Origin of the sequence: Natronorubrum halalkaliphilum (assembly GCF_009834785.1) — an archaeon.
GTDB classification, from domain to species: domain Archaea; phylum Halobacteriota; class Halobacteria; order Halobacteriales; family Natrialbaceae; genus Natronorubrum; species Natronorubrum halalkaliphilum.
Genome location: NZ_WUYX01000029.1, coordinates 1 through 17,964 on the forward strand (window position 1 = coordinate 1; position 17,964 = coordinate 17,964).

Sequence of the window (17,964 nt, forward strand, 5' to 3'; positions counted from 1 at the left end):
TTCGCCGAGTCGTCAGCAGCAATGAGATGATCTCACGGGCTCACGCTGTGCCGGCTGTCGAGACCTCGGGGTAAACACATACGCGCTCCCCAGTTCCAGGTCCTACATACGGTTTACTGTAGGCAATTACCGCCGATCACCAGGGACGGGGTCGGTGATCGGCGGTACATAGTTACAGCAATCCGTATCAGGCGAAGTTCAGTCGAAGTCCGGCAGATCCTCCGGCGGCTCGTACTCGGCCTCCCAGTCGATGTACTCCTCTTTGAGAATAACCGAAACGACCTGTCCGAACTCGGTCAGTTCGGCGTTGATCGAGGAGACCGTGCCCCAGGTGTCGAGTTCGGGGTGATACTCTCGAGTCTGCCAGTCCTCCGGAATTCCGGGTGCGTGATAGCCGACGCGGTCCGCGAAGTCGTCCCAGAAGAAATCGAACTCCGCAAAGAGATCGAGGTCGCGAGCGATATTGAACTCCCGTTGCTCGAGATCCGTGTCCGCTCGCCACTCCTCGAAGGCCTCCTCCCAGGCACCCTCCTCGAGGAACGCCTGAAGTTCCTCGCGGCGGTAGTCGATCTCGTCGCCGTCGTCGGCGCTGATCGTTGCATCGTCGTACTCGTTCGGATCGACGAACTCCAGTTCAGGCGGGTCGGTGGCTTCGACCTCGAGTGTCATGGACGGACGTAGGACGGGTTCGCGGATAAGAATTCCCACCTCGTCACGTTGGCCGTATCGGGACGCGTTCGCCGTGACGAGAGGTACCGGGTCGGTGTCGGTCGATCGAAATCCGATAGAATCCCTACAACTATTTTCGTCTGGATCGTACGGACGGCTATGGGCAGTGAGAGCGGTGGGAGGGAGTACAGTCTCACCGAAATCTTCGCTATCAAGTTCGTCCTGGCCGATATCCTGATCATCGCCGCATTGCTGTTAGCGGGGCCGCTGTACGCAGTCGCGATCACGGCGCTGTTCGTGTTTACGACGTTCCTCATCTGGTATCTCACCCAGCGGACCGGAACTGAGACGGCAGATACCGAGACGCCTCGTGAAACCGATTCCACGGCCCAGCGGGCGGAGACCGACCGCGATCCCGTCACGAAACTGCAGGACCGATACGCCGCCGGCGAACTCTCCGACGAGGAGTTCGAAGCGAAACTCGGCCGACTGATCGAATCCAACGAACGGGCCGACGCTGCTGGGATCGACACGGCGGAACTCGAACTCGAACTCGAGCGATCGGAGTGAAGCCGAACGAACGGTGTGATCGACGTCTCGACCGCCGCTCGGATCGGTACCGCTTGCTTTCCCGCTATCCCAACACTGAATCGACGGCCGGTCGTATCCTCGAGCCATGACCGACTACGAGGCCGCGATTCTCGACGTCGACGGGACGATCGTTCGAGGCGAGGAGTTGCTCCCCGACGTGACCGACGGACTCCACGCGCTCGAGGACGCCGGCATCGCCCGACTCCTCTTTTCGAACAATCCGACGCGGGGCAGCGGTCACTACGGCGAGATGCTCGAGCCACACGGGATCGACGTCGACCCCGAGGCGGTCCTCACCTCGGCGACGGTCTCGGCGGACTACCTCGCGAGGACTCACGCCGGCGAACGAGTCTACCTCGTCGGTAGCGACCGACTCGAGGCGATTCTCGAGGATGCGGCAGTCGAGTTGGCCGAGGAGCCGGAGGCGGCCGACGTCGTCCTCGGCTCGTTCGATACGGACTTCTCGTACGGCTCGCTCTGGGAGTCGCTGCGAGCGCTCGAGGGCGAGGTCCCGTTCTACGGTACTGACCCGGATACGACGATCCCGGTCGACGACGGACAGATCCCCGGCTCCGGGGCGATCCTCGCTGCGATGGAAGCCGTCGCCGGCCGCGAACCCGACGCGATTCTCGGAAAGCCCTCTTCGATCGCTGCGACGGCTGCGATGGACCGCCTCGGGACCGACCCCGAGCGAACGCTGGTCGTCGGCGATCGACTGAACACCGACATCGCCCTCGGAGATCGAGCCGGAATGACGACCGTGCTCGTCCTCACCGGCGTGACGGACCGTTCCGATATCGACGACGCGGACGTCCAGCCCGATTACGTCCTCGACTCGCTCGCCGAAATCGAGACGCTCCTCGAGGATTGAAGCGCTTCTCTGGGAGAGAAACCGATAGCCGGTCGTCGCGGATTCGCCGGGGGATCGCCGTCCCTGCACTGCAAATCGTGCGTCCGAGAGTCATATTTATCAGTGACAGTCACGAACGTCGAAGTATGAAATCCCGTATCAAACACGTCCTGCTTCGGGCCCGCTACGCGGCGATCGGCGCCGCGATCGGGGCCGCAATCGGATCCGTCTTCAGTCGAAACGCGGCGAGTACCGGCGGCGCGATCGGCGGTCTCATCGGCGCGACCGTGGCAGACACCCGCGACAGCGCGAGTAGCTTCCTCGACGAGGCCAAAGAGAAGGAGTTTAGCCCGTTGTCCGAGGGCGACGAAGAGCAGCACTGAATCGGCGGCCCGACCGTCGTTTTCGTCCGATCCGGCCGGAACCGGGTCCGTTTTCGAACGGTTGCTTCTGATCATAAGCGACCCGAACGAATTTATTATATGAGTGATATCCACGACGTATGACTGAGTTCGTCACCCCGCCCCCGCTCGAACCCGGGGATCGGATCGCCGTCGTCGCACCGTCGTCGAACGCCGCCGTCGAGTTCCCGCACGTCTACGAACTTGGACTCGAGCGCCTGCGTACGACTTTCGACCTCGAGCCGATCGAGTATCCGACCGCGTCGAAGGGAACCGAGTACCTCATCGACCACTCCGAGGCGCGGGCACGGGACGTGATGGACGCCTTCGCCGATCCGGACATCCGCGGCGTCATCAGCGTCATCGGCGGCAACGACCAGATCCGGATCCTCGAGCACCTCGATCCCGACGTGCTCCGAGAGAACCCGACGCGATTCTACGGCTACAGCGACAACACCCAACTCGCGCTGTACCTGTGGAACCTCGGACTCGTCTCCTACTACGGACCGGCCGTGATGGTCGAACTCGCCATGGACGGCCACCTGTTCGATCACACCGTCGAGTACACGAATCGAGCGTTCTTCGATGAATCGTTCGGCGCCCTCGAGCCGGCCGAGGCGTTCACCGACGAACCCGGCGACTGGACCGATCCCGACTCACTCGACCAGCCTCGCGAAACCGAGCCGAACCCGGGCTGGACGTGGGCTGGCGGCGAGACAGCGGTCGAAGGCCGCGTCTGGGGTGGCTGTCTGGAGAGCATCGATCAACGGCTGCTCGCGGATCGATACCTCCCCGAGGACAGCGACCTCGAGGGGACGATCCTGGCCCTCGAGACGTCCGAAGAGGTGCCGGCCCACACCTGGGTCGCGGGTGTACTTCGCGCGCTCGGTGAACGGGGGCTGCTCGAGCGCTTCGACGGGGTGCTCGTCGGTCGTCCGGCGACGCGATCGCATCTCGAAGACAGGCCACCAGAACAGCGCGAGCGGTATCGAACCCAGCAACGAGATGCGATCTCGGGCGTCCTCGAGACGTACAATCCGACGGCACCGATCGTCTTCGACGTCGATTTCGGTCACACGTGGCCGACGACCCCGATTCCGATCGGGGGTCGAGTCGAGATCGATCCCGAGAGCGAGACGATTCGATTCGAGTAACGGCCACCCGGCTAGCTGCGGTTAGTTCCCGCCGTTCTCTCCCTCAATCGCGGTCTTTCGAAGCTGCGCTGCCTCCTCGCAGTCGACGGTCAACTCCGGAACCGGCGTCGGCGTGTTATCGTCGTCGATCGCGACGTACACGAAGTACGATTCGGTCGTTTTCTCGCGCTCTCGAGTCCGCAGGTCCTCGCGTTCGGTGACCAGTCGAACCTTCACGCTCGAGGTGCCCGCGTCGTAGACGTAGGCCGTGATATATGCGGTATCGCCCACGGGAATCGGCCGTTCGAAGTTCATCCGGTTGACGCGAGCGGTGACGCAGGTCTCACCGGAAAACCGCATCGCGGACATCGCCCCGACCTCGTCCATCCACTTCATGACGTTTCCGCCGTGGGCGACCTCGAGCATATTCGCGTGATTCGGCTGCACCATCTCGCGGTTCTCGACCAGGGTCTCCATGAGATCGGTCATCGGTCGGAGTTGCGCCACGAGCGCAATCACTCTTGTCGTTCAGCGGGCCGAGCGACGGACGGATACCGGTTGACGCCACGGTGAACGCCGACGGACTCGGACTCCAGGGCCGCCGACATCGTTCTCTACGGCAGGTGCAGGCCGAATACACCGGGGTCGTTCGGAAGAGCGCCCCCTCCGCGAGCGAGGCCGTCGGGGTCGCGGCCCTCGCAGGTCTTCGATCCCGCGGAGCGACGGGACGTCTCTGGGATCTCGAACCAGTCGCCCCCAAGCGATTTGCTGTGGACACGACCGACGTCGAGAAAGTACGGCTCGAGATAGTTTCCTGAGTCCGATACTGGTAAAAGTCGTCGCCGAGTTGACCCGCTAATGAGCGATGCAGGCGACGCCGACGTGCCGGAGCCCCCGGAGCCGTCCACGAAGAAGGGACGAGGTTCCGTTCACGTCCTCGGGACGGCACACGTCTCGCAGGCGAGCGTCGACGACGTACACGAAACGATCGATCGCGAAGACCCGGACGTCGTCGCCGTCGAACTCGACGAAGGCCGATACCGCCAGATGCAGGGCGGTGCCCCGGAAGATATCGAGGCGAAGGATCTGCTCTCGGGGAACACCGTCTTTCAGTTTCTGGCCTACTGGATGCTTTCCTACGTCCAGTCACGGCTCGGCGAGAAGTTCGACATCGAACCCGGTGCGGACATGCGCGCCGCCATCGAAGCCGCCGAACGTAACGGCAGCGGCGTTGCGCTCGTCGACCGAGACATTCAGGTGACGATACAGCGGTTCTGGCGACGGTTATCGTTCACCGAGAAGTTGAAGATGGTCGGCGGACTCGCCCTCGGCATTACCGATCCCCGCACCATCGGGCTCACCTTCGGTGCCGTCGCCGGGATCTTCGTCGGCCTCATCTTCGCCGCGTTTCTCGCCCCGCTGTTGGGCCTCGGCGACCTCCTGTTGCTCGGGATCACCGCCCCGACGACGCTCCAGTACATCGGTTCCGTCGCCGTCGGCGCGATCGGCGGCGCGCTTGTCGGACTGGTCTTTCTGCCCTCCCTGGAGACGGCCGGCGACTCCTCCGGCGGAGTTCTCAGCGGCTTCTCGGTACGGATCCTCGCCGGACTGGTCCTCGGGATCGCCGCCTGCCTCACACTGGTCGCGACCGAGACCTTCGTCGGGCCGTTCTCGGCCGGTGCCTTCGAGAGCGCCGGCATCTACGCCGTTCGCGGGACGATCGGAATCCTCGCGGGACTCGGTATCGGCGTCGCTATCGGCGCCGTCGTCGGCCTCTTCCTGAGCACCACCAGCGGTGACGTCGAAGATATCGACGAAATCGACATCGAAGAGATGACCGACGGCGACGTCGTCGCCGCGATGATGGAGGAGTTCCGGCAGTTCAGCCCGCGCGGTGCAAACGCCCTGATCGACGAGCGCGACGCCTACATCGCCCACAACCTCCACCAACTCCGCGAGCAGGGGTACGACGTCCTCGCCGTCGTCGGCGCCGGACACAAGGCCGGTATCGAACGTCATCTGGAGAACCCATCGGGGATTCCCTCCCTCGAGTCGATCTCGGGAACCGCCTCCGGACGGCGGTTTTCGCCGGTGAAAATCATCGGCTATCTGATCATGTTCGGCTTCATCGGCTTTTTCTTCCTCTTGATTATGGCCGGCGTTCAGGACACCTTCCTCCTGCAGTTGTTCGGCGCGTGGTTCCTGTTCAACGGCGTCTTCGCGTTCACGCTCGCGCGACTCGCCGGTGCACACTGGACCAGTGCTGGCGTTGGCGGGTCGGTCGCCTGGCTGACCAGCATCAATCCGCTGTTGGCACCCGGCTGGTTCGCCGGTTACGTCGAACTCAAACACCGACCGGTCAACGTCCGAGACATCCAGTCGCTCAACGAAATCGTCGGCGACACCGAGCGGCCGATGGGCGAGGCCCTGACCGATATGTTCGACGTCCCGCTGTTCCGGCTGATCATGATCGTCGCGCTCACGAACATCGGCAGCATGATCGCGACGCTGTTGTTCTTCGTCGTCGTCGTTCCCTGGATGGGCCAGGAGGTCGGCGGCGTCGATGCGCTGATGGGTGAACTCATCCGCGGGGCCGAAAACAGCCTCGAGCTGATCCGAGGACTCCTGGCATGAGTTATCGGACGCGGCGAGAGTCCGAGTCGGGGCCGGAACTGCGCTTCAGCGACAAGGAACTGTTCGATCTTGCGCTGGCGTGGATCACGCTCTCCGTTGCGTTCGCGCTGTTGCTGGCGCCGATTCACCGGGGGCAGATCGGCGCTGGATACTTCGGTGCAACGGTCGCGTTGAGCTTCGTCACCGTCGGTGTCGCCTTCCTGTTACACGAACTCGCCCACAAGGTCGTCGCGATCGAGTACGGCCAGATCGCCGAGTTCCGGGCGGACTACCAGATGCTGTTTCTGGCGATCATGAGCGCGCTCGTTGGCTTCCTCTTTGCCGCACCGGGAGCCGTCTACCATCAGGGTCGGATCACGAAACGCCAGAACGGCCACATCGCGCTCGCCGGCCCGGTTACGAACCACCTGCTCGCGCTCATGTTCTTCCCGCTCATGATCTTCCCCGGGATCATCGGGACCGTCGGCCACCTCGGCGTCCTGATCAATCTCTTCCTCGCCACGTTCAACATGATTCCGTTCGGTCCGCTCGACGGAAAGTCCGTCCTCGAGTGGAACAAGCCAGTGTTCGCCGTCGTGTTCGTGGTGAGCCTCGCCCTGACCGTCGGATTCTACATGGTTTTCGGGCTGTTCTGACCGGCCTTCGATTCGATTTACTCGGTTTCTCTTTTCGTCTGAGACGGGTCAACGGACGGGTATCAGCACAATCATCGGGAGAGAGGTGATGGTTCAGTCGGCCATGTCCGGTAGAATATTTCACACTATGCTTTGTGCTGTAGAGTAATCTAATTGGAAAAGGTTTTCATCCTGTAACTCGAGTATCAGGACGAGTCGGAGCCGGCGTCGTCGACGGAGTGGTGGGACGAAAGAGCGTGGTCACAATGCCAGAAACGACATCTCGATCGGTCCCCTGGACCGGACAGACACGAGCGTTCGCACGGAGACACGTACAGCAGTTACGTCGAAACAAACTGATCGTCGCGCTCGCGGTCGGCTGGCCGGTGTTGTGGTACTTCCTGACGATGGCGTTTTTCATCGAGGAACCCGCTTCCGGACAGTTGGGGTACGTAAAGGCCTCGAACGGGATCACCTACGGCCTGTTCGGTGCTTTTACCGTCACCGTCGCGGTGTTCGCGGGGGAGTTCGCACGCGACCTCGAGGGCGACCGGTACCGAAAACTGCGCGCATTGCCAGTCTCGCCGACCGCGGATCTCGCGGGTCGGTTCCTCGCGGGGACGGCACTCGGTGCCTGTTCCTACCTCGCGACGATCCTCGCGGCATACGCCCATGGCGGGACCTTCGAACTGCAGTATCTAGGCCCGACGACGCTCGCGATACTCGCGCTCACGCTGGTTCTGTTTTGCGCGATCGCGATGGCGCTCGCGTTGCTCCTGGCGCTCGTCATCACCAAGCCCGAACACATGACGACGATCGCCGTCGTGGTCGTGTTGATGGCGTTTTACCTGACGGGGTTCAACGGCACGGTCCCCCAGTTGATCGCCGAGGATCCGACGTTCGTCAACTACTTGCCGAACTCGCTGGCGACCCGGATGCAGATCGCCGCCTGGGCGGGCTCCGACAACGTCGACTTTATGACGCCGCCGGCGGCGCCGCTAACCCTCGAGTACGGGGCCCTCCTGGTCGGCTACGCCGTCGGACTCTGTGCCGTCGCCGTCGCGATCGTGCGCCGGTTTGCTTACGGAGGTGAGCCCTAACGATGCCGACCGAAACCACGGAGACCGAGACGGTTGCACAGGCTCAAAAGACGGTGCTCGATGCCCGGGATGTTGCGAAAGGCTTCGGCGACGGCGCGGTTCTCGAGGGGATCGACCTGAGGGTCGCGGAGGGCGAACTCCTCACGCTGATGGGGCCAAACGGCGTCGGCAAGTCCGTACTGCTGTCGTGTCTCGCCGGCAGCACCGACCCCGACGCCGGCACGATCGAACTGTTCGACGGGCTCTCGCCGACCGAAGCGCGCTCGGAAACGAGCGTCGCGTTACAGGGAGAGACGATCGATCCGGACCTGACAGGCCGCGAGAACCTGCAGTTCTACGGCGACTTGCATCCACGAGCGACCGACGACTGGCGGGAGATCGCCGATCGGCTTGAACTGACCGACGACCTCGACCGACCGGCTCGGGAGTACTCCGGCGGCATGGCCCGCAAACTCGAGTTGACGATCGCGCTCACCGTCGACGCGAAGCTGTACCTGCTCGACGAACCCACGGCGGAACTGGACCTTGCGATGATTCAGACGGTACACGACCTCCTCCTGGAGTACAGCGGGGACGGAAAGACGATCCTCATGACGAGCCACGCGCCCCTAGACGCTCAGATAGCCGACCGGATCGCGTTCGTACAGCAGGGACGCGTCGTCGCGACGGATCGCCCCTCGGCGCTGCTCGAGGACCTCCCACCGACTGTCCGGGTCCGCGGTGGAATGGCCCCCGAGTCGGCATTTCTCGCTGACCGGGTGTTCCAGCGCGGCGACGAAATCAGGGGCTTTCTCGCTCCGGAGACCGACCTCGAGACGATCGAGGGAGCGATCGACTCCGGCCGGAACCGCGTGACCGTCGAGCGGGACCCGCCGTCGTACACGGACCTGTTCAATTACTACACGTACGTCCAGCCGACTCGCGATGCGGAAACGATGGCGACCGATACCGAATCGACTCGAGATCGACGCGACGCTACGGTTACGGACCGATGACTGACAACATCGACCACACGGACGACCCGCCGAGAGATTCGGAACCGGACGTCGACGCGTTGCGCGACGACATTCGCCAGATCAAATCGGCAATGGCCATCGAGGATCGGTACCCCGGGCAGCGACGGCTGTGGCTCGTCCACGGCGTCGTCGTCGGTCTCGCCGGCGTGCTCACGAACGTCATGTTCGTCTACCCGTGGCCGCAGTACGTCTACATTCTCGTCTGGGCGGCCGTCTTCGCGCTGGTCGGGTTCACCCAGTGGCAGACGAGTGCACGAGCGGGAACCGCCGTCGACGACCCCGCTCCGAAACCGAGTTGGACGATCGTCTTCGGTACGCTCGTCGCCGGACTATTCGTCATAACGGCGATCGTCGACCCCGTACTCGCCGACGTCGAGAGTGTTCTCCGAGGGGCGTTCTTCTTCAGTCTCGCCTTCGCCGTCCTCGGGATGGGGTATCTCCTCGCCGGCACGATTCTGCGCGCCTACCGCATTCGCGCCATCGACCGGTATCCGTTCTACGTCAACGGCGCGTGGATCCTGGCGTTCGCGACGGTCATGCCGTTCGTCGAGTGGCTGCAGTACGTCGGCTACGGCCTGTTCGGAATCCTCTTCTTCCTTCACGGCGCAGGAACGTACTACCTGCTGACCTACCGCCTGAGCGACTGACCTGTGACTCATCATGGAGTTCGACAAACTCGTCCACCAGCCGACCCGGTTGCAAATCTTCGCGTATCTCTACCGTCACGAACGGGCGACCTTTTCGGAAATCCAGAACGAACTGGATATCACCGACGGCAACCTCTCCGGCCACATCCAGCGGATGGAGGACGCCGACGCCGTCGCCGTCGAGAAACAGTTCGTCGATCGGCGGCCACAGACCACCTACGAACTGACCGAAGACGGCCGACGGACGTTCGAATCCCACGTCGACACCCTCGAGACGCTGCTCGATCAACTCGAGGGCGACGACGCGGGGTAAGCGGGTCGAAATAACTCGCGGCCGCTCTGCAGGACCGGTGACCTTTTGCTCGCCCCACGCAGTCGTTCCCACATGAGCGATCCAGCGGACGATGAGTCCGAGGCTGAGCAACTCACTTACGCCGAGACCGGTGTCGATATCGAGGCTAGCGAGGACGCAACCGCAGCCTTGCTCGAGGCCTTCGGCAGCGACCTTCGAACCGAGTACGCGGGTCTGATCGACATCGGCGATCGGTATCTCGCGCTGGCGACCGACGGCGTCGGCACCAAGCTGCTGGTGGCGGAGGCCGTCGAGGACTTCTCGACGATCGGCATCGACTGCATCGCGATGAACGTCAACGATCTCGCCGCAGCGGGCGTCGAGCCCGTCGCCTTCGTCGACTACCTCGCGATCGACGAACCCGACGAGGAGCTCACCAACCAGATCGGCGAGGGGCTCGCAGTCGGCCTCGAGGAGGCTGACCTGACGATGCTCGGCGGCGAGACGGCCGTCATGCCCGAGGTCGTCAAAGGGTTCGACCTTGCGGGGACCTGCGTCGGATTGGCCGGCAAAGACGACGTGCTCGAAGGCGAGGCCGAGGTCGGCGACGTGCTCGTCGGCTTTGCCTCGAACGGCATCCACTCGAACGGGCTGACGCTGGCCCGGGAAGCGGTGACGCGCGAGCACGAGTACACCGACCCGTTCCCGCCGAACCCCGAGCGCTCGATCGGCGAGGAACTGTTACGGCCGACGCGGCTCTATACGGACCTGCTCGAGCCGATGGGCAACCACGACGTTCGGGCGGCGGCCCACATCACGGGCGGCGGCTGGACGAATCTGCTCCGGATGGGCGAACGGAAGTACGTGATCGACGATCCGTTCCCCGCCCAGTCGGTGTTCGAGTTCGTGCAGACGGAGGGGAACGTGACCGACGAGGAGATGCACCGCACGTTCAACATGGGCACTGGCTTCGTCGTTGCGCTGCCCGAAGACCGCGCGACGGAACTCGTCGCCGCGACCGACGGCCGGGTTATCGGCCGCGTCGAGGGCGGAAATTCAGTCGAGATCCGCGGGCTCTCGCTGTCCTGATACCGGCTCCGCGCCGAACGACCTCCCACCCGTACTCGACGTCGAACTGAACCAACACTGCGAAAAACGAACGCGAGGCGATTACAGCGTCGTAACCGGCCTGCTGGAGGTGTCCGCGACCGAATCGGGGACGCTTCGGAACAGCGGGCGAAGCGTCGTCTGCGGATGGTCGGCGATGACGATCCGATCGACGGCCTGTTCCTCCGCGTAGTCGACGATCTCACGGGCCGCGTTCCCGGATCGGACGACCAGTTCGATCTCCCTGTCGTTTCGGTCCGCGAGTTCGAGCGCTCGAGCGAGCGCGCGCTCGGCCCGTCGTCGCTGGGCCCAGGTGAACCGATCCGGGGAGGGACAGAGTTCTTCGTTCTCCTCGAGGGAGTCCGGAATGACGTACTCACACGGATCGCGGCCCCCGAACGGTCCGATTGAACTCCTCGCGTCGGTCACGTGGAGCACGGAAACCCTCGCGCCGGGGTATTCTTCGAACGCGTACTCGAGGGCCGCCGCCGACGATTCGCTCGGCCCCATCGCGACCAACACGTGTGCCATGTACTCGAGTTATCCAGAGTCAGTATATACTTTTTCGTTTCCGAGTAAATGTCGAGACTCGAATTACCGTCGACGAGCACCGGGATCTCATTTACGGACCACCGGTTGCTGGCACCCCTTATCGATCAGACTCGCTCTCGCCGTCCATCCCCGACGGTTCGGCCGTTCCGGTTGCGGCGCGGATCGTCTCGTACTCGTCGTCGCTGTAGGCGATGAACCGAATCTCTGCGAGCGTCTCCGGTTCGTACCGGCCGATCTCCTCGCCGATGAGTTCGGCCCCTGTCACGAGGTCGAAGCCGGCGACGCCACAGCCGAGGGCCGGAATCACGAGCGACCGACAGCCGAGTTCGTCGGCGCGCTCGAGCGCGTTTCGCGTCGCGTCTCGAATGCTTTCTCGAGTCGCTTCCCCGGAGCCGTAGTGGGCCATCGCTGCGGCGTGGATGACGTACTCCGCGTCGAGGTCGTAGGCGTCGGTGACCGCGACCTTGCCGAGGTCGACCGGCCCCTTCTCGGTGGCTTCCTCGTTGATCCCCGCGCCCGCGCCTCGCTTGAGTGCGCCGGCGACGCCGGACCCCATCTCGAGGCTCGTTCCGGCGGCGTTGACGAGCGCATCCGCCGACTGTGCGGCGATATCTCCCTGAACAACGTCGAACTCCATACGCGCGGGTACGACCGCCATCAGTTTGAAACTGATCCCGAGGGATCACGATCGGCGTTCCCATCTTCTTAGGCCGACCAAAACCTTTTTAGAATTAGGCTCACCTAACTTCACCTAATGGACGTACCCGCCCGAAGGCAGGATTCCGAACTCGACGACGACGACGCACTCGAGGAGCCGGCGGCGGTCGTGACCAGTCACGAGACCCGCCCCGGCAAGGTCGTCTTTACCGAACAGAACAACAGCGACGGCTGGATCGCGACCGATCTCGCCGTCGACCTCGAGCGATAACGCGCTTCGTTCGCTCGCGTTCAGGATCAACAGATCGCTGCTCGAGCCCGTTCGTACTGACCGTCTTTCTCCCCCGATCGCGTCAGTTCGACTCCGTTCGGCAACGGCCGTAGACGAAGATAGCCGCCGCTCGGGGTGGGTCGGTCGTTGTGCGGATGGGAAAATTCGATTTCGGCGCTGCGTGACGTTCGTCCGTTACTTCGTCGCTTCTTCCAGGACGAGCGTGTCGTCCTCGAGGTAGTGTTCGAAGTGGTGGCCGTCTTCCTCAAGCGTGACGAGGATATTCCGCAGAATCTCGGCGGTCGCGTAGTCGCCGAGGTTGTCTGCGAGTTCGATGCTGTCGCGCATCGACTCGATGATGTCGCCGTACATCTCGAGGTCGTTCTGGAACATCGTCCGGACGTCGTAGACGTCCTCGCCCTCGAACTCGACGGTTGCGCGCTGCTCCTGGTTGGCCGGACCCGAGACGGGGACGCCGCCGAGCGCCTGGGCGCGCTCCGCGATTACGTCTGCGCCCTCCTCGACGTGTTCATAGGCCTCCTCGAGGAACTCGTGTAGCGGGAGGAACTCCGCACCTTCGACGACCCAGTGGTGCTTTTTGAGCTGGTGGTACAGCACGTACGAGTTCGCCAGCTCCGTGTTCAGCGCGTCGACGATCTGTTCGGCCTTCTCCTGCTCGAGCCGAAGCTCGTTCTCTTCGACGACGTCTGCCTGTTGACGGACGGTTTTCTGGGTGCTCATCGTACTATCTGCTACACGCGCTTTCCACTTAAAACCTTCCCATGAGAAAATATTTTTTCCGTATATAGAAATATCTGTTCCCGAAACACCCCGTTATATTTCGGGTGTGGTGCTAGTTATCCCACGTCTGATGTTTACATCCAACATGATTTTGTTTTTTCGTGGGTGAGTAAACATTTTCAGTGTGGGGGTCCAAGTGGTGGGTATGGCAACGAGAGTCGCACAGCGGAGAGAGCAGATTTACGTAGACGGTGAGTGGCTCGAGACCGAGAGCGTGCTTTCGGTCTCGGATCTCGCCGACGGTGGCACCTTCGCGCAGGTCGCCGCTGCGGATCCGGCCGCAGCACAGACCGCACTGAAAGCGGCCCACGAGATCAAACCCGAACTGCGCCAGACGACCGTCGTCGAGCGCGCCGAGTGGTGTGAAACGATCGCCGATGGGCTCCGCGAGCGCGAGGAGGAACTCGCGGAGATCATCGTCCGCGAGGCGGGCAAACCGATCTCGTCGGCTCGCGGCGAGGTCGGCCAGGCTGCGGAACGGTTCGACCGCGCCGCCGAGGAAGCGCGGAACATCGTCAGCAAAGGCGAGTTCCGCGAGGGGTCGACCGACGGCCACGAGGGCTGGCAGGCGATCGTCAAACACGAGCCGATCGGTGCGGTGCTCTGTATCACGCCGTACAACTACCCGCTGGCTACCACGGCATTACAGGTTGCCCCTGCACTCGCCGCGGGTAACAGCGTTCTCCTCAAACCCGCGAGCAAGACGCCGATTTCGGCGGCGATCCTTGCGGAGGTCATCGCCGATGTCGACGGGATTCCGGACGGCGCGTTCAACTTCGTTCCCGGTGAGGCCAGCGAGATCGGTGATATCCTCTCGGGCGACGATCGCATCAACGCGATCGCTATGACGGGCTCCTCGGGAGCCGGCAAACACGTCGCCGGCGAGAGCGGGATGGTCAACCTCCACATGGAACTGGGCGGCAACGCGCCGGCGATCGTCTTCGACGACGCCGATCTCGCGGACGTGGCAAGCAACTGCGCCAAGGGCTCGTTCAAGTACGCCGGCCAGCGTTGCTCGGCCGTCTCCCGCGTGCTCGCTCACGAGTCGGTCCACGACGAACTGGTCGATCTCATCGACGGCCAGATGGACGCCTGGCGAGCCGGTAACCTCTTCGATGAGGACACCGCCCTCGGCCCGCTCATCTCCGAGGAGCAGGCCGACTGGGTCGAGACGCTGGTCGAGGACGCGCTCGACAAGGGTGCGGACCTCGTCCGCGGCGGCGAGCGCCGCGCACCTGAGGGAGTTCCGGACGAACTCGGAAACCAGTTCTTCGAACCGACGCTGCTCGCGAACGTCCCCCGTGACGCCCGCATCATCGACGAAGAGCAGTTCGGTCCCGTCGCCGTCGTCACCACCTTCGAAGACGAGGACGACGCTATCGATATCGCCAACAGCTCCGACCTCGCGCTCGACGCTGCGGTCTTTACGAACGACCACGGGCGAGCGATGAACGTAGCAAACCGCGTCGATGCCGGTGCCGTCCGAATCAACGGCGCGCCGAGCCACGGTCTCGGCGACATCCCCTTCGGCGGCAACAAGGACTCCGGAATCGGGCGCGAAGGGCTCGACGCCTCTATTCACGAGATGCTTCGCAAGAAGAGCATCGTCCTCTGATCCGTCCGCACACGAACCGTCCCGTCCGCGCTCCACATCGGTCGGCACGTTCCCGCTGACCGCTTGCGACCGCTCCTCTCTCGTTCGTCCCCGTCCAACGCCGCCATCCTCGAGAGCGATCGGCCGACAAAGGTACGCCTAACTTGTCGGCTGCGAGAGAGACAGCTATGACGCACGACGTACTCGTCGCCGGCGAGACACTGATCGACTTCCTCCCCGAGCGGCCGGGCTCGCTCGAGGACGTCTCGGGCTTCGATCGACGTCCCGGCGGTGCGCCGGCGAACGTCGCCGTCGCACTCGCTCGCCTCGAGCACGCGCCGCTGTTCTGGACCCGCGTCGGCGACGACCCGTTCGGTCGCTACCTCGAGTCGACGCTCTCGGACGCTGGACTTCCGACCAAATTCGTCGAGCGCGATCCCGATGCGAAAACGACGCTCGCGTTCGTCACCCACGACGAGTCGGGCGACCGCGAGTTCACTTTCTACCGCGACGACACCGCGGATACGCGCCTCGATCCCGGCCGAGTCGACGACGCGACGCTCGCGGACCTCGAGTGGGTCCACGTCGGCGGCGTGACCCTCGCGGGCGGCTCGTCCCGCGAGGCGACGCTCGACCTCCTCGAGCGAGCGTCTACGGCGGGGTGTACCACCTCGTTCGATCCGAACTTCAGACCGGAGCTGTGGGCCGACGCGGAGACGTTCGCGCGCGTCGGCCGCGAGGCACTCGCAGCCGTCGACGTCTGTAAGGCGACCGTCGAGGAACTCGAGGCGTTGGGGTTTGCCGGCGATTCACCCGACGCGCTCGCCCGCGCCGTCCTCGAGTACGGCGACGATGAAGCGGGTCCCCACACCGTCTTCGTCACTCGGGGAAGCGAGGGAGCGCTCGCGGTCGCCTCGGCGGCTGCGCTGTGGGATTCGGGGCCGGAATCGAAGCTCGGGACGAAGTCGAATCCGGAATCGAACGAAGTGGCGCATGGTGGATTCGAAGCCGATGCCGTCGATACGACCGGCGCGGGCGACGCGTTCGTCGCGGGCGTTATCGCCGCGTTGCGAGACGGCCGGTCGCTCGCGGGCACCCTCGAGTTCGCCAACGCGGTCGCCGCGACGGCGACGACCGACGCGGGAGCGATGGCCGCCCTGCCGACCCGCGACGCCGTCGAGTCGATGCTCGAGGACGTGCCGGATTCGTAGGACAGCCGTACGAGAGCCCTCGAGATCGATCAACGGTCGCTGACGGAAACCAGTACGGGGCCTGCAAGCCAATCAGCTAACGTTTTCCAGTCCCCTTCGTTTGCTATGTCCACCGACGTTCGGGACGGCCTCTCGTTCGCGAAGACCGTCGTCGACGGTATCCAGGAGCGGAACGTCCCGTTCATGGCCGCGAGCATCGCCTACCAGGCGTTTATCTCGCTGATCCCGTTGCTCGTCCTCGTTTTCTTCCTCGTCACGCTCGTTCCAGACGAGGAGTTCGCGACGCAGGTCACGGAGACCACGGAGGGCTTTCTCCCCGAGAGCGGCCAACTGTTGATCGAAGAGTCCCTCGAGGACTCACCCGCGACGGCGGGGTCGACGATCATCGGACTCGTCGTTCTCCTGTGGGGGTCGCTGAAAATTTTCAGAGGGCTGGATACGGCCTTCTCGGAGATTTACGGGACGACGGGCGACAACTCCTTCATCGAACAGCTTCGTGATGCCGTTCTCGTCTTCGGTGCGATCGGGGGCGCTCTGTTGACGGCGGCCGGGATGGGGATCGCGTTCGCCTTCCTGCCGGAGGTTCCCGGCTTCGGCGTGTTGCAGTCGCTCCTGCTCGTCGTCGTCCTCACGGCCGCGTTCTATCCGATGTACTACTACTTCCCCGACGCCGAAGGGATCTCCAAGCGCGAGGTTATCCCCGGCGTTATCGTCGCGGCCGTGGGTTGGACCGCTCTCCAATCGCTCTTCCGGGTCTACGTCGCACTCGCCGCCGACGAGGGGGGCGGGGCGGTCGGAGCGATTTTGCTCCTACTGACCTGGCTCTACTTCGGCGGCCTGATCCTGCTCTCGGGGGCCGTCGTCAACGCCGTCGGCACGGGATATCTCGAGCCCGGGGCGGACTCCAAAAGCGAGGAGGACGAATCGGTGCTCACGAACGAGTCGATCGCCGAAACCGATCGCGACCCCTTCGTCGACGACCGCCAGCGAGAACGCGAACGGCTCGTCGACCGCGCGAACGGTCTCGAGCGCGAGCGCAATCAGCTTCGAACCGACCTGCGGGCCCAGCGCGAACGTCGGTACCGCCTCGAGGATCGAGTCAACAGCCTCGAGACGACCAGTCGGGCACTCGAGGACGAAAACGAGCGCTTGCGACGCGAACTCGAGGACCGACGGCGAGCCACGGAAGACGAGCCGGCGTGGCGACGGGCGATGCGAACGGTGTTCGGTCACGTCCGAACGCTGAACGTCGGCATCGTCGAACGCCGGCGGGAGTAACGGGATCGCAGGCCCCAGCGATACCGATAACTGCCGTGGAGAATCGATCACACCGCCGCGAACGGAGTCGAGACACCTTAGTAACTCCCCCGCACACTCATACCCGTGTCCTACCCGGTACGAGACGCTCGACGTCGGATCCAGGACGAACACGTCGCAATCGTCGAGGGGATCGACCACTGTGCAGCGCAGGTCGCCGAGCCCTGGGACACCGCCCGGACCACCGATCGGAACGCCGTCACCGACAGCCTTCGGGCGGCGCTCGAGTCGACCGGCCTGCTCGAGCAACTGCCGCTGGTTCTCGCGGATGTCGTCGACGCGACGGGCTATCAGTTACGGGCCCAGCCGGTCGCGGCACCGCCGTACGTCGTCATCACGAGCCGCGGACCGATCCTGCGGGCGACGATCGATCCCGGTCGCCTGGTGATTCGGTTCGACGTCTTCGACGTCGTCCGCGACGGCGATCCCGGTCGTCTCCCGGCGTACCGGCGCCGAAACGGGGTTCGGCTCGACGTCTCGCTGGAGTGAACGTTTTTGTCGTCGCCT

21 protein-coding genes are annotated in these 17,964 nt (G+C 63.8%); 16 read left to right on the forward strand and 5 right to left on the reverse strand.

Annotation, left to right across the window (positions count from 1 at the left end; all coding sequences use genetic code 11):
- Window positions 1-198: 198 nt before the first annotated feature.
- Window positions 199-669 carry a DUF7992 family protein gene (locus GS429_RS09260; protein WP_160064863.1) on the reverse strand — a complete coding sequence of 157 codons (471 nt, stop codon included), beginning with the start codon at window positions 667-669 and terminating at the stop codon, window positions 199-201.
- 159 nt (window positions 670-828) lie between these two features.
- Here GS429_RS09260 and GS429_RS09265 point away from each other — a divergent pair, with 159 nt between their 5' ends.
- The 4 genes from GS429_RS09265 (at window position 829) to GS429_RS09280 (ending at window position 3,665) form a co-directional block, all read left to right on the forward strand.
- Entirely contained in the window at window positions 829-1,239 is a 411-nt protein-coding gene (locus GS429_RS09265) for an SHOCT domain-containing protein (protein WP_160064866.1), read from the forward strand.
- A 106-nt stretch (window positions 1,240-1,345) separates the two neighbouring features.
- A complete protein-coding gene (locus tag GS429_RS09270) occupies window positions 1,346-2,131 on the forward strand; it encodes an HAD-IIA family hydrolase (protein ID WP_160064868.1) in 786 nt (261 codons plus the stop codon).
- A 125-nt stretch (window positions 2,132-2,256) separates the two neighbouring features.
- Window positions 2,257-2,493 (forward strand): glycine zipper 2TM domain-containing protein, encoded by a 237-nt coding sequence (locus GS429_RS09275; RefSeq protein WP_160064870.1) that lies wholly within the window; start codon window positions 2,257-2,259, stop codon window positions 2,491-2,493.
- A gap of 119 nt (window positions 2,494-2,612) precedes the next feature.
- Window positions 2,613-3,665 carry a S66 family peptidase gene (locus GS429_RS09280; RefSeq protein WP_160064872.1) on the forward strand — a complete coding sequence of 351 codons (1,053 nt, stop codon included), beginning with the start codon at window positions 2,613-2,615 and terminating at the stop codon, window positions 3,663-3,665.
- A 21-nt stretch (window positions 3,666-3,686) separates the two neighbouring features.
- Here GS429_RS09280 and GS429_RS09285 read toward each other — a convergent pair whose 3' ends face one another.
- The gene (locus GS429_RS09285; protein WP_160064874.1) at window positions 3,687-4,133 is read right to left on the reverse strand and encodes an acyl-CoA thioesterase; all 447 of its coding nucleotides are present in this window, start codon (window positions 4,131-4,133) and stop codon (window positions 3,687-3,689) included.
- Window positions 4,134-4,502: 369 nt separating this feature from the next.
- On the opposite strand from GS429_RS09285, the gene GS429_RS09290 reads away from it, so the two are divergent.
- The 7 genes from GS429_RS09290 to purM all read left to right on the forward strand — a co-directional run bounded on the left by GS429_RS09290 (window position 4,503) and on the right by purM (window position 11,036).
- Window positions 4,503-6,278 carry a TraB/GumN family protein gene (locus GS429_RS09290; RefSeq protein WP_160064876.1) on the forward strand — a complete coding sequence of 592 codons (1,776 nt, stop codon included), beginning with the start codon at window positions 4,503-4,505 and terminating at the stop codon, window positions 6,276-6,278.
- Window positions 6,275-6,913 carry a zinc metalloprotease gene (locus GS429_RS09295; protein ID WP_160064878.1) on the forward strand — a complete coding sequence of 213 codons (639 nt, stop codon included), beginning with the start codon at window positions 6,275-6,277 and terminating at the stop codon, window positions 6,911-6,913. Before GS429_RS09290 ends, GS429_RS09295 begins: the two co-directional genes overlap by 4 nt.
- 245 nt (window positions 6,914-7,158) lie before the next feature.
- Window positions 7,159-7,992 (forward strand): ABC transporter permease, encoded by an 834-nt coding sequence (locus GS429_RS09300; RefSeq protein WP_160064880.1) that lies wholly within the window; start codon window positions 7,159-7,161, stop codon window positions 7,990-7,992.
- A gap of 2 nt (window positions 7,993-7,994) precedes the next feature.
- Window positions 7,995-8,987 (forward strand): ABC transporter ATP-binding protein, encoded by a 993-nt coding sequence (locus GS429_RS09305; protein ID WP_160064882.1) that lies wholly within the window; start codon window positions 7,995-7,997, stop codon window positions 8,985-8,987.
- Window positions 8,984-9,655 (forward strand): hypothetical protein, encoded by a 672-nt coding sequence (locus GS429_RS09310; RefSeq protein ID WP_160064884.1) that lies wholly within the window; start codon window positions 8,984-8,986, stop codon window positions 9,653-9,655. Before GS429_RS09305 ends, GS429_RS09310 begins: the two co-directional genes overlap by 4 nt.
- Before the next feature lie 13 nt (window positions 9,656-9,668).
- Window positions 9,669-9,968: a winged helix-turn-helix domain-containing protein gene (locus GS429_RS09315; protein ID WP_160064886.1), complete on the forward strand. Its 300-nt coding sequence runs from the start codon at window positions 9,669-9,671 to the stop codon at window positions 9,966-9,968.
- A gap of 72 nt (window positions 9,969-10,040) precedes the next feature.
- Window positions 10,041-11,036 (forward strand): phosphoribosylformylglycinamidine cyclo-ligase, encoded by a 996-nt coding sequence (purM, locus tag GS429_RS09320; RefSeq protein WP_160064888.1) that lies wholly within the window; start codon window positions 10,041-10,043, stop codon window positions 11,034-11,036.
- An 81-nt stretch (window positions 11,037-11,117) separates the two neighbouring features.
- Here purM and GS429_RS09325 read toward each other — a convergent pair whose 3' ends face one another.
- Both GS429_RS09325 and GS429_RS09330 read right to left on the reverse strand, forming a co-directional pair.
- Window positions 11,118-11,585, reverse strand: coding sequence for a universal stress protein (locus GS429_RS09325; RefSeq protein ID WP_235920782.1), 468 nt, complete (start codon window positions 11,583-11,585; stop codon window positions 11,118-11,120).
- Window positions 11,586-11,703: 118 nt separating this feature from the next.
- Window positions 11,704-12,243 (reverse strand): macro domain-containing protein, encoded by a 540-nt coding sequence (locus tag GS429_RS09330; protein ID WP_160064890.1) that lies wholly within the window; start codon window positions 12,241-12,243, stop codon window positions 11,704-11,706.
- Window positions 12,244-12,360: 117 nt separating this feature from the next.
- Here GS429_RS09330 and GS429_RS21810 point away from each other — a divergent pair, with 117 nt between their 5' ends.
- A complete protein-coding gene (locus GS429_RS21810; protein WP_201293992.1) occupies window positions 12,361-12,534 on the forward strand; it encodes a hypothetical protein in 174 nt (57 codons plus the stop codon).
- Window positions 12,535-12,729: 195 nt separating this feature from the next.
- Here the strand turns inward: GS429_RS21810 and dpsA are convergent, their stop codons facing one another.
- Complete coding sequence (dpsA, locus tag GS429_RS09335) at window positions 12,730-13,275, reverse strand: DNA starvation/stationary phase protection protein DpsA (protein ID WP_160064892.1); 546 nt, start codon at window positions 13,273-13,275, stop codon at window positions 12,730-12,732.
- A 205-nt stretch (window positions 13,276-13,480) separates the two neighbouring features.
- Here dpsA and GS429_RS09340 point away from each other — a divergent pair, with 205 nt between their 5' ends.
- The 4 genes from GS429_RS09340 (at window position 13,481) to GS429_RS09355 (ending at window position 17,946) form a co-directional block, all read left to right on the forward strand.
- Window positions 13,481-14,950, forward strand: coding sequence for an aldehyde dehydrogenase family protein (locus GS429_RS09340; protein ID WP_160064894.1), 1,470 nt, complete (start codon window positions 13,481-13,483; stop codon window positions 14,948-14,950).
- Window positions 14,951-15,117: 167 nt separating this feature from the next.
- Window positions 15,118-16,140, forward strand: a complete 1,023-nt coding sequence (locus tag GS429_RS09345) for a carbohydrate kinase family protein (protein WP_160064896.1) — start codon at window positions 15,118-15,120, stop codon at window positions 16,138-16,140.
- A 105-nt stretch (window positions 16,141-16,245) separates the two neighbouring features.
- Entirely contained in the window at window positions 16,246-17,418 is a 1,173-nt protein-coding gene (locus GS429_RS09350; RefSeq protein WP_160064898.1) for a YihY/virulence factor BrkB family protein, read from the forward strand.
- A gap of 105 nt (window positions 17,419-17,523) precedes the next feature.
- Complete coding sequence (locus tag GS429_RS09355; RefSeq protein ID WP_328821320.1) at window positions 17,524-17,946, forward strand: DUF7988 family protein; 423 nt, start codon at window positions 17,524-17,526, stop codon at window positions 17,944-17,946.
- The last annotated feature ends 18 nt before the right edge of the window (window positions 17,947-17,964 follow it).

Bases quoted from the DNA above. Each gene is read 5' to 3' on its own strand.
- GS429_RS09260 (WP_160064863.1), bottom strand. From the start codon at position 669: ATGACACTCGAGGTCGAAGCCACCGACCCGCCTGAACTGGAGTTCGTC.
- GS429_RS09265 (WP_160064866.1), top strand. From the start codon at position 829: ATGGGCAGTGAGAGCGGTGGGAGGGAGTACAGTCTCACCGAAATCTTC.
- GS429_RS09270 (WP_160064868.1), top strand. From the start codon at position 1,346: ATGACCGACTACGAGGCCGCGATTCTCGACGTCGACGGGACGATCGTT.
- GS429_RS09275 (WP_160064870.1), top strand. From the start codon at position 2,257: ATGAAATCCCGTATCAAACACGTCCTGCTTCGGGCCCGCTACGCGGCG.
- GS429_RS09280 (WP_160064872.1), top strand. From the start codon at position 2,613: ATGACTGAGTTCGTCACCCCGCCCCCGCTCGAACCCGGGGATCGGATC.
- GS429_RS09285 (WP_160064874.1), bottom strand. From the start codon at position 4,133: ATGACCGATCTCATGGAGACCCTGGTCGAGAACCGCGAGATGGTGCAG.
- GS429_RS09290 (WP_160064876.1), top strand. From the start codon at position 4,503: ATGAGCGATGCAGGCGACGCCGACGTGCCGGAGCCCCCGGAGCCGTCC.
- GS429_RS09295 (WP_160064878.1), top strand. From the start codon at position 6,275: ATGAGTTATCGGACGCGGCGAGAGTCCGAGTCGGGGCCGGAACTGCGC.
- GS429_RS09300 (WP_160064880.1), top strand. From the start codon at position 7,159: ATGCCAGAAACGACATCTCGATCGGTCCCCTGGACCGGACAGACACGA.
- GS429_RS09305 (WP_160064882.1), top strand. From the start codon at position 7,995: ATGCCGACCGAAACCACGGAGACCGAGACGGTTGCACAGGCTCAAAAG.
- GS429_RS09310 (WP_160064884.1), top strand. From the start codon at position 8,984: ATGACTGACAACATCGACCACACGGACGACCCGCCGAGAGATTCGGAA.
- GS429_RS09315 (WP_160064886.1), top strand. From the start codon at position 9,669: ATGGAGTTCGACAAACTCGTCCACCAGCCGACCCGGTTGCAAATCTTC.
- purM (WP_160064888.1), top strand. From the start codon at position 10,041: ATGAGCGATCCAGCGGACGATGAGTCCGAGGCTGAGCAACTCACTTAC.
- GS429_RS09325 (WP_235920782.1), bottom strand. From the start codon at position 11,585: ATGGCACACGTGTTGGTCGCGATGGGGCCGAGCGAATCGTCGGCGGCG.
- GS429_RS09330 (WP_160064890.1), bottom strand. From the start codon at position 12,243: ATGGAGTTCGACGTTGTTCAGGGAGATATCGCCGCACAGTCGGCGGAT.
- GS429_RS21810 (WP_201293992.1), top strand. From the start codon at position 12,361: ATGGACGTACCCGCCCGAAGGCAGGATTCCGAACTCGACGACGACGAC.
- dpsA (WP_160064892.1), bottom strand. From the start codon at position 13,275: ATGAGCACCCAGAAAACCGTCCGTCAACAGGCAGACGTCGTCGAAGAG.
- GS429_RS09340 (WP_160064894.1), top strand. From the start codon at position 13,481: ATGGCAACGAGAGTCGCACAGCGGAGAGAGCAGATTTACGTAGACGGT.
- GS429_RS09345 (WP_160064896.1), top strand. From the start codon at position 15,118: ATGACGCACGACGTACTCGTCGCCGGCGAGACACTGATCGACTTCCTC.
- GS429_RS09350 (WP_160064898.1), top strand. From the start codon at position 16,246: ATGTCCACCGACGTTCGGGACGGCCTCTCGTTCGCGAAGACCGTCGTC.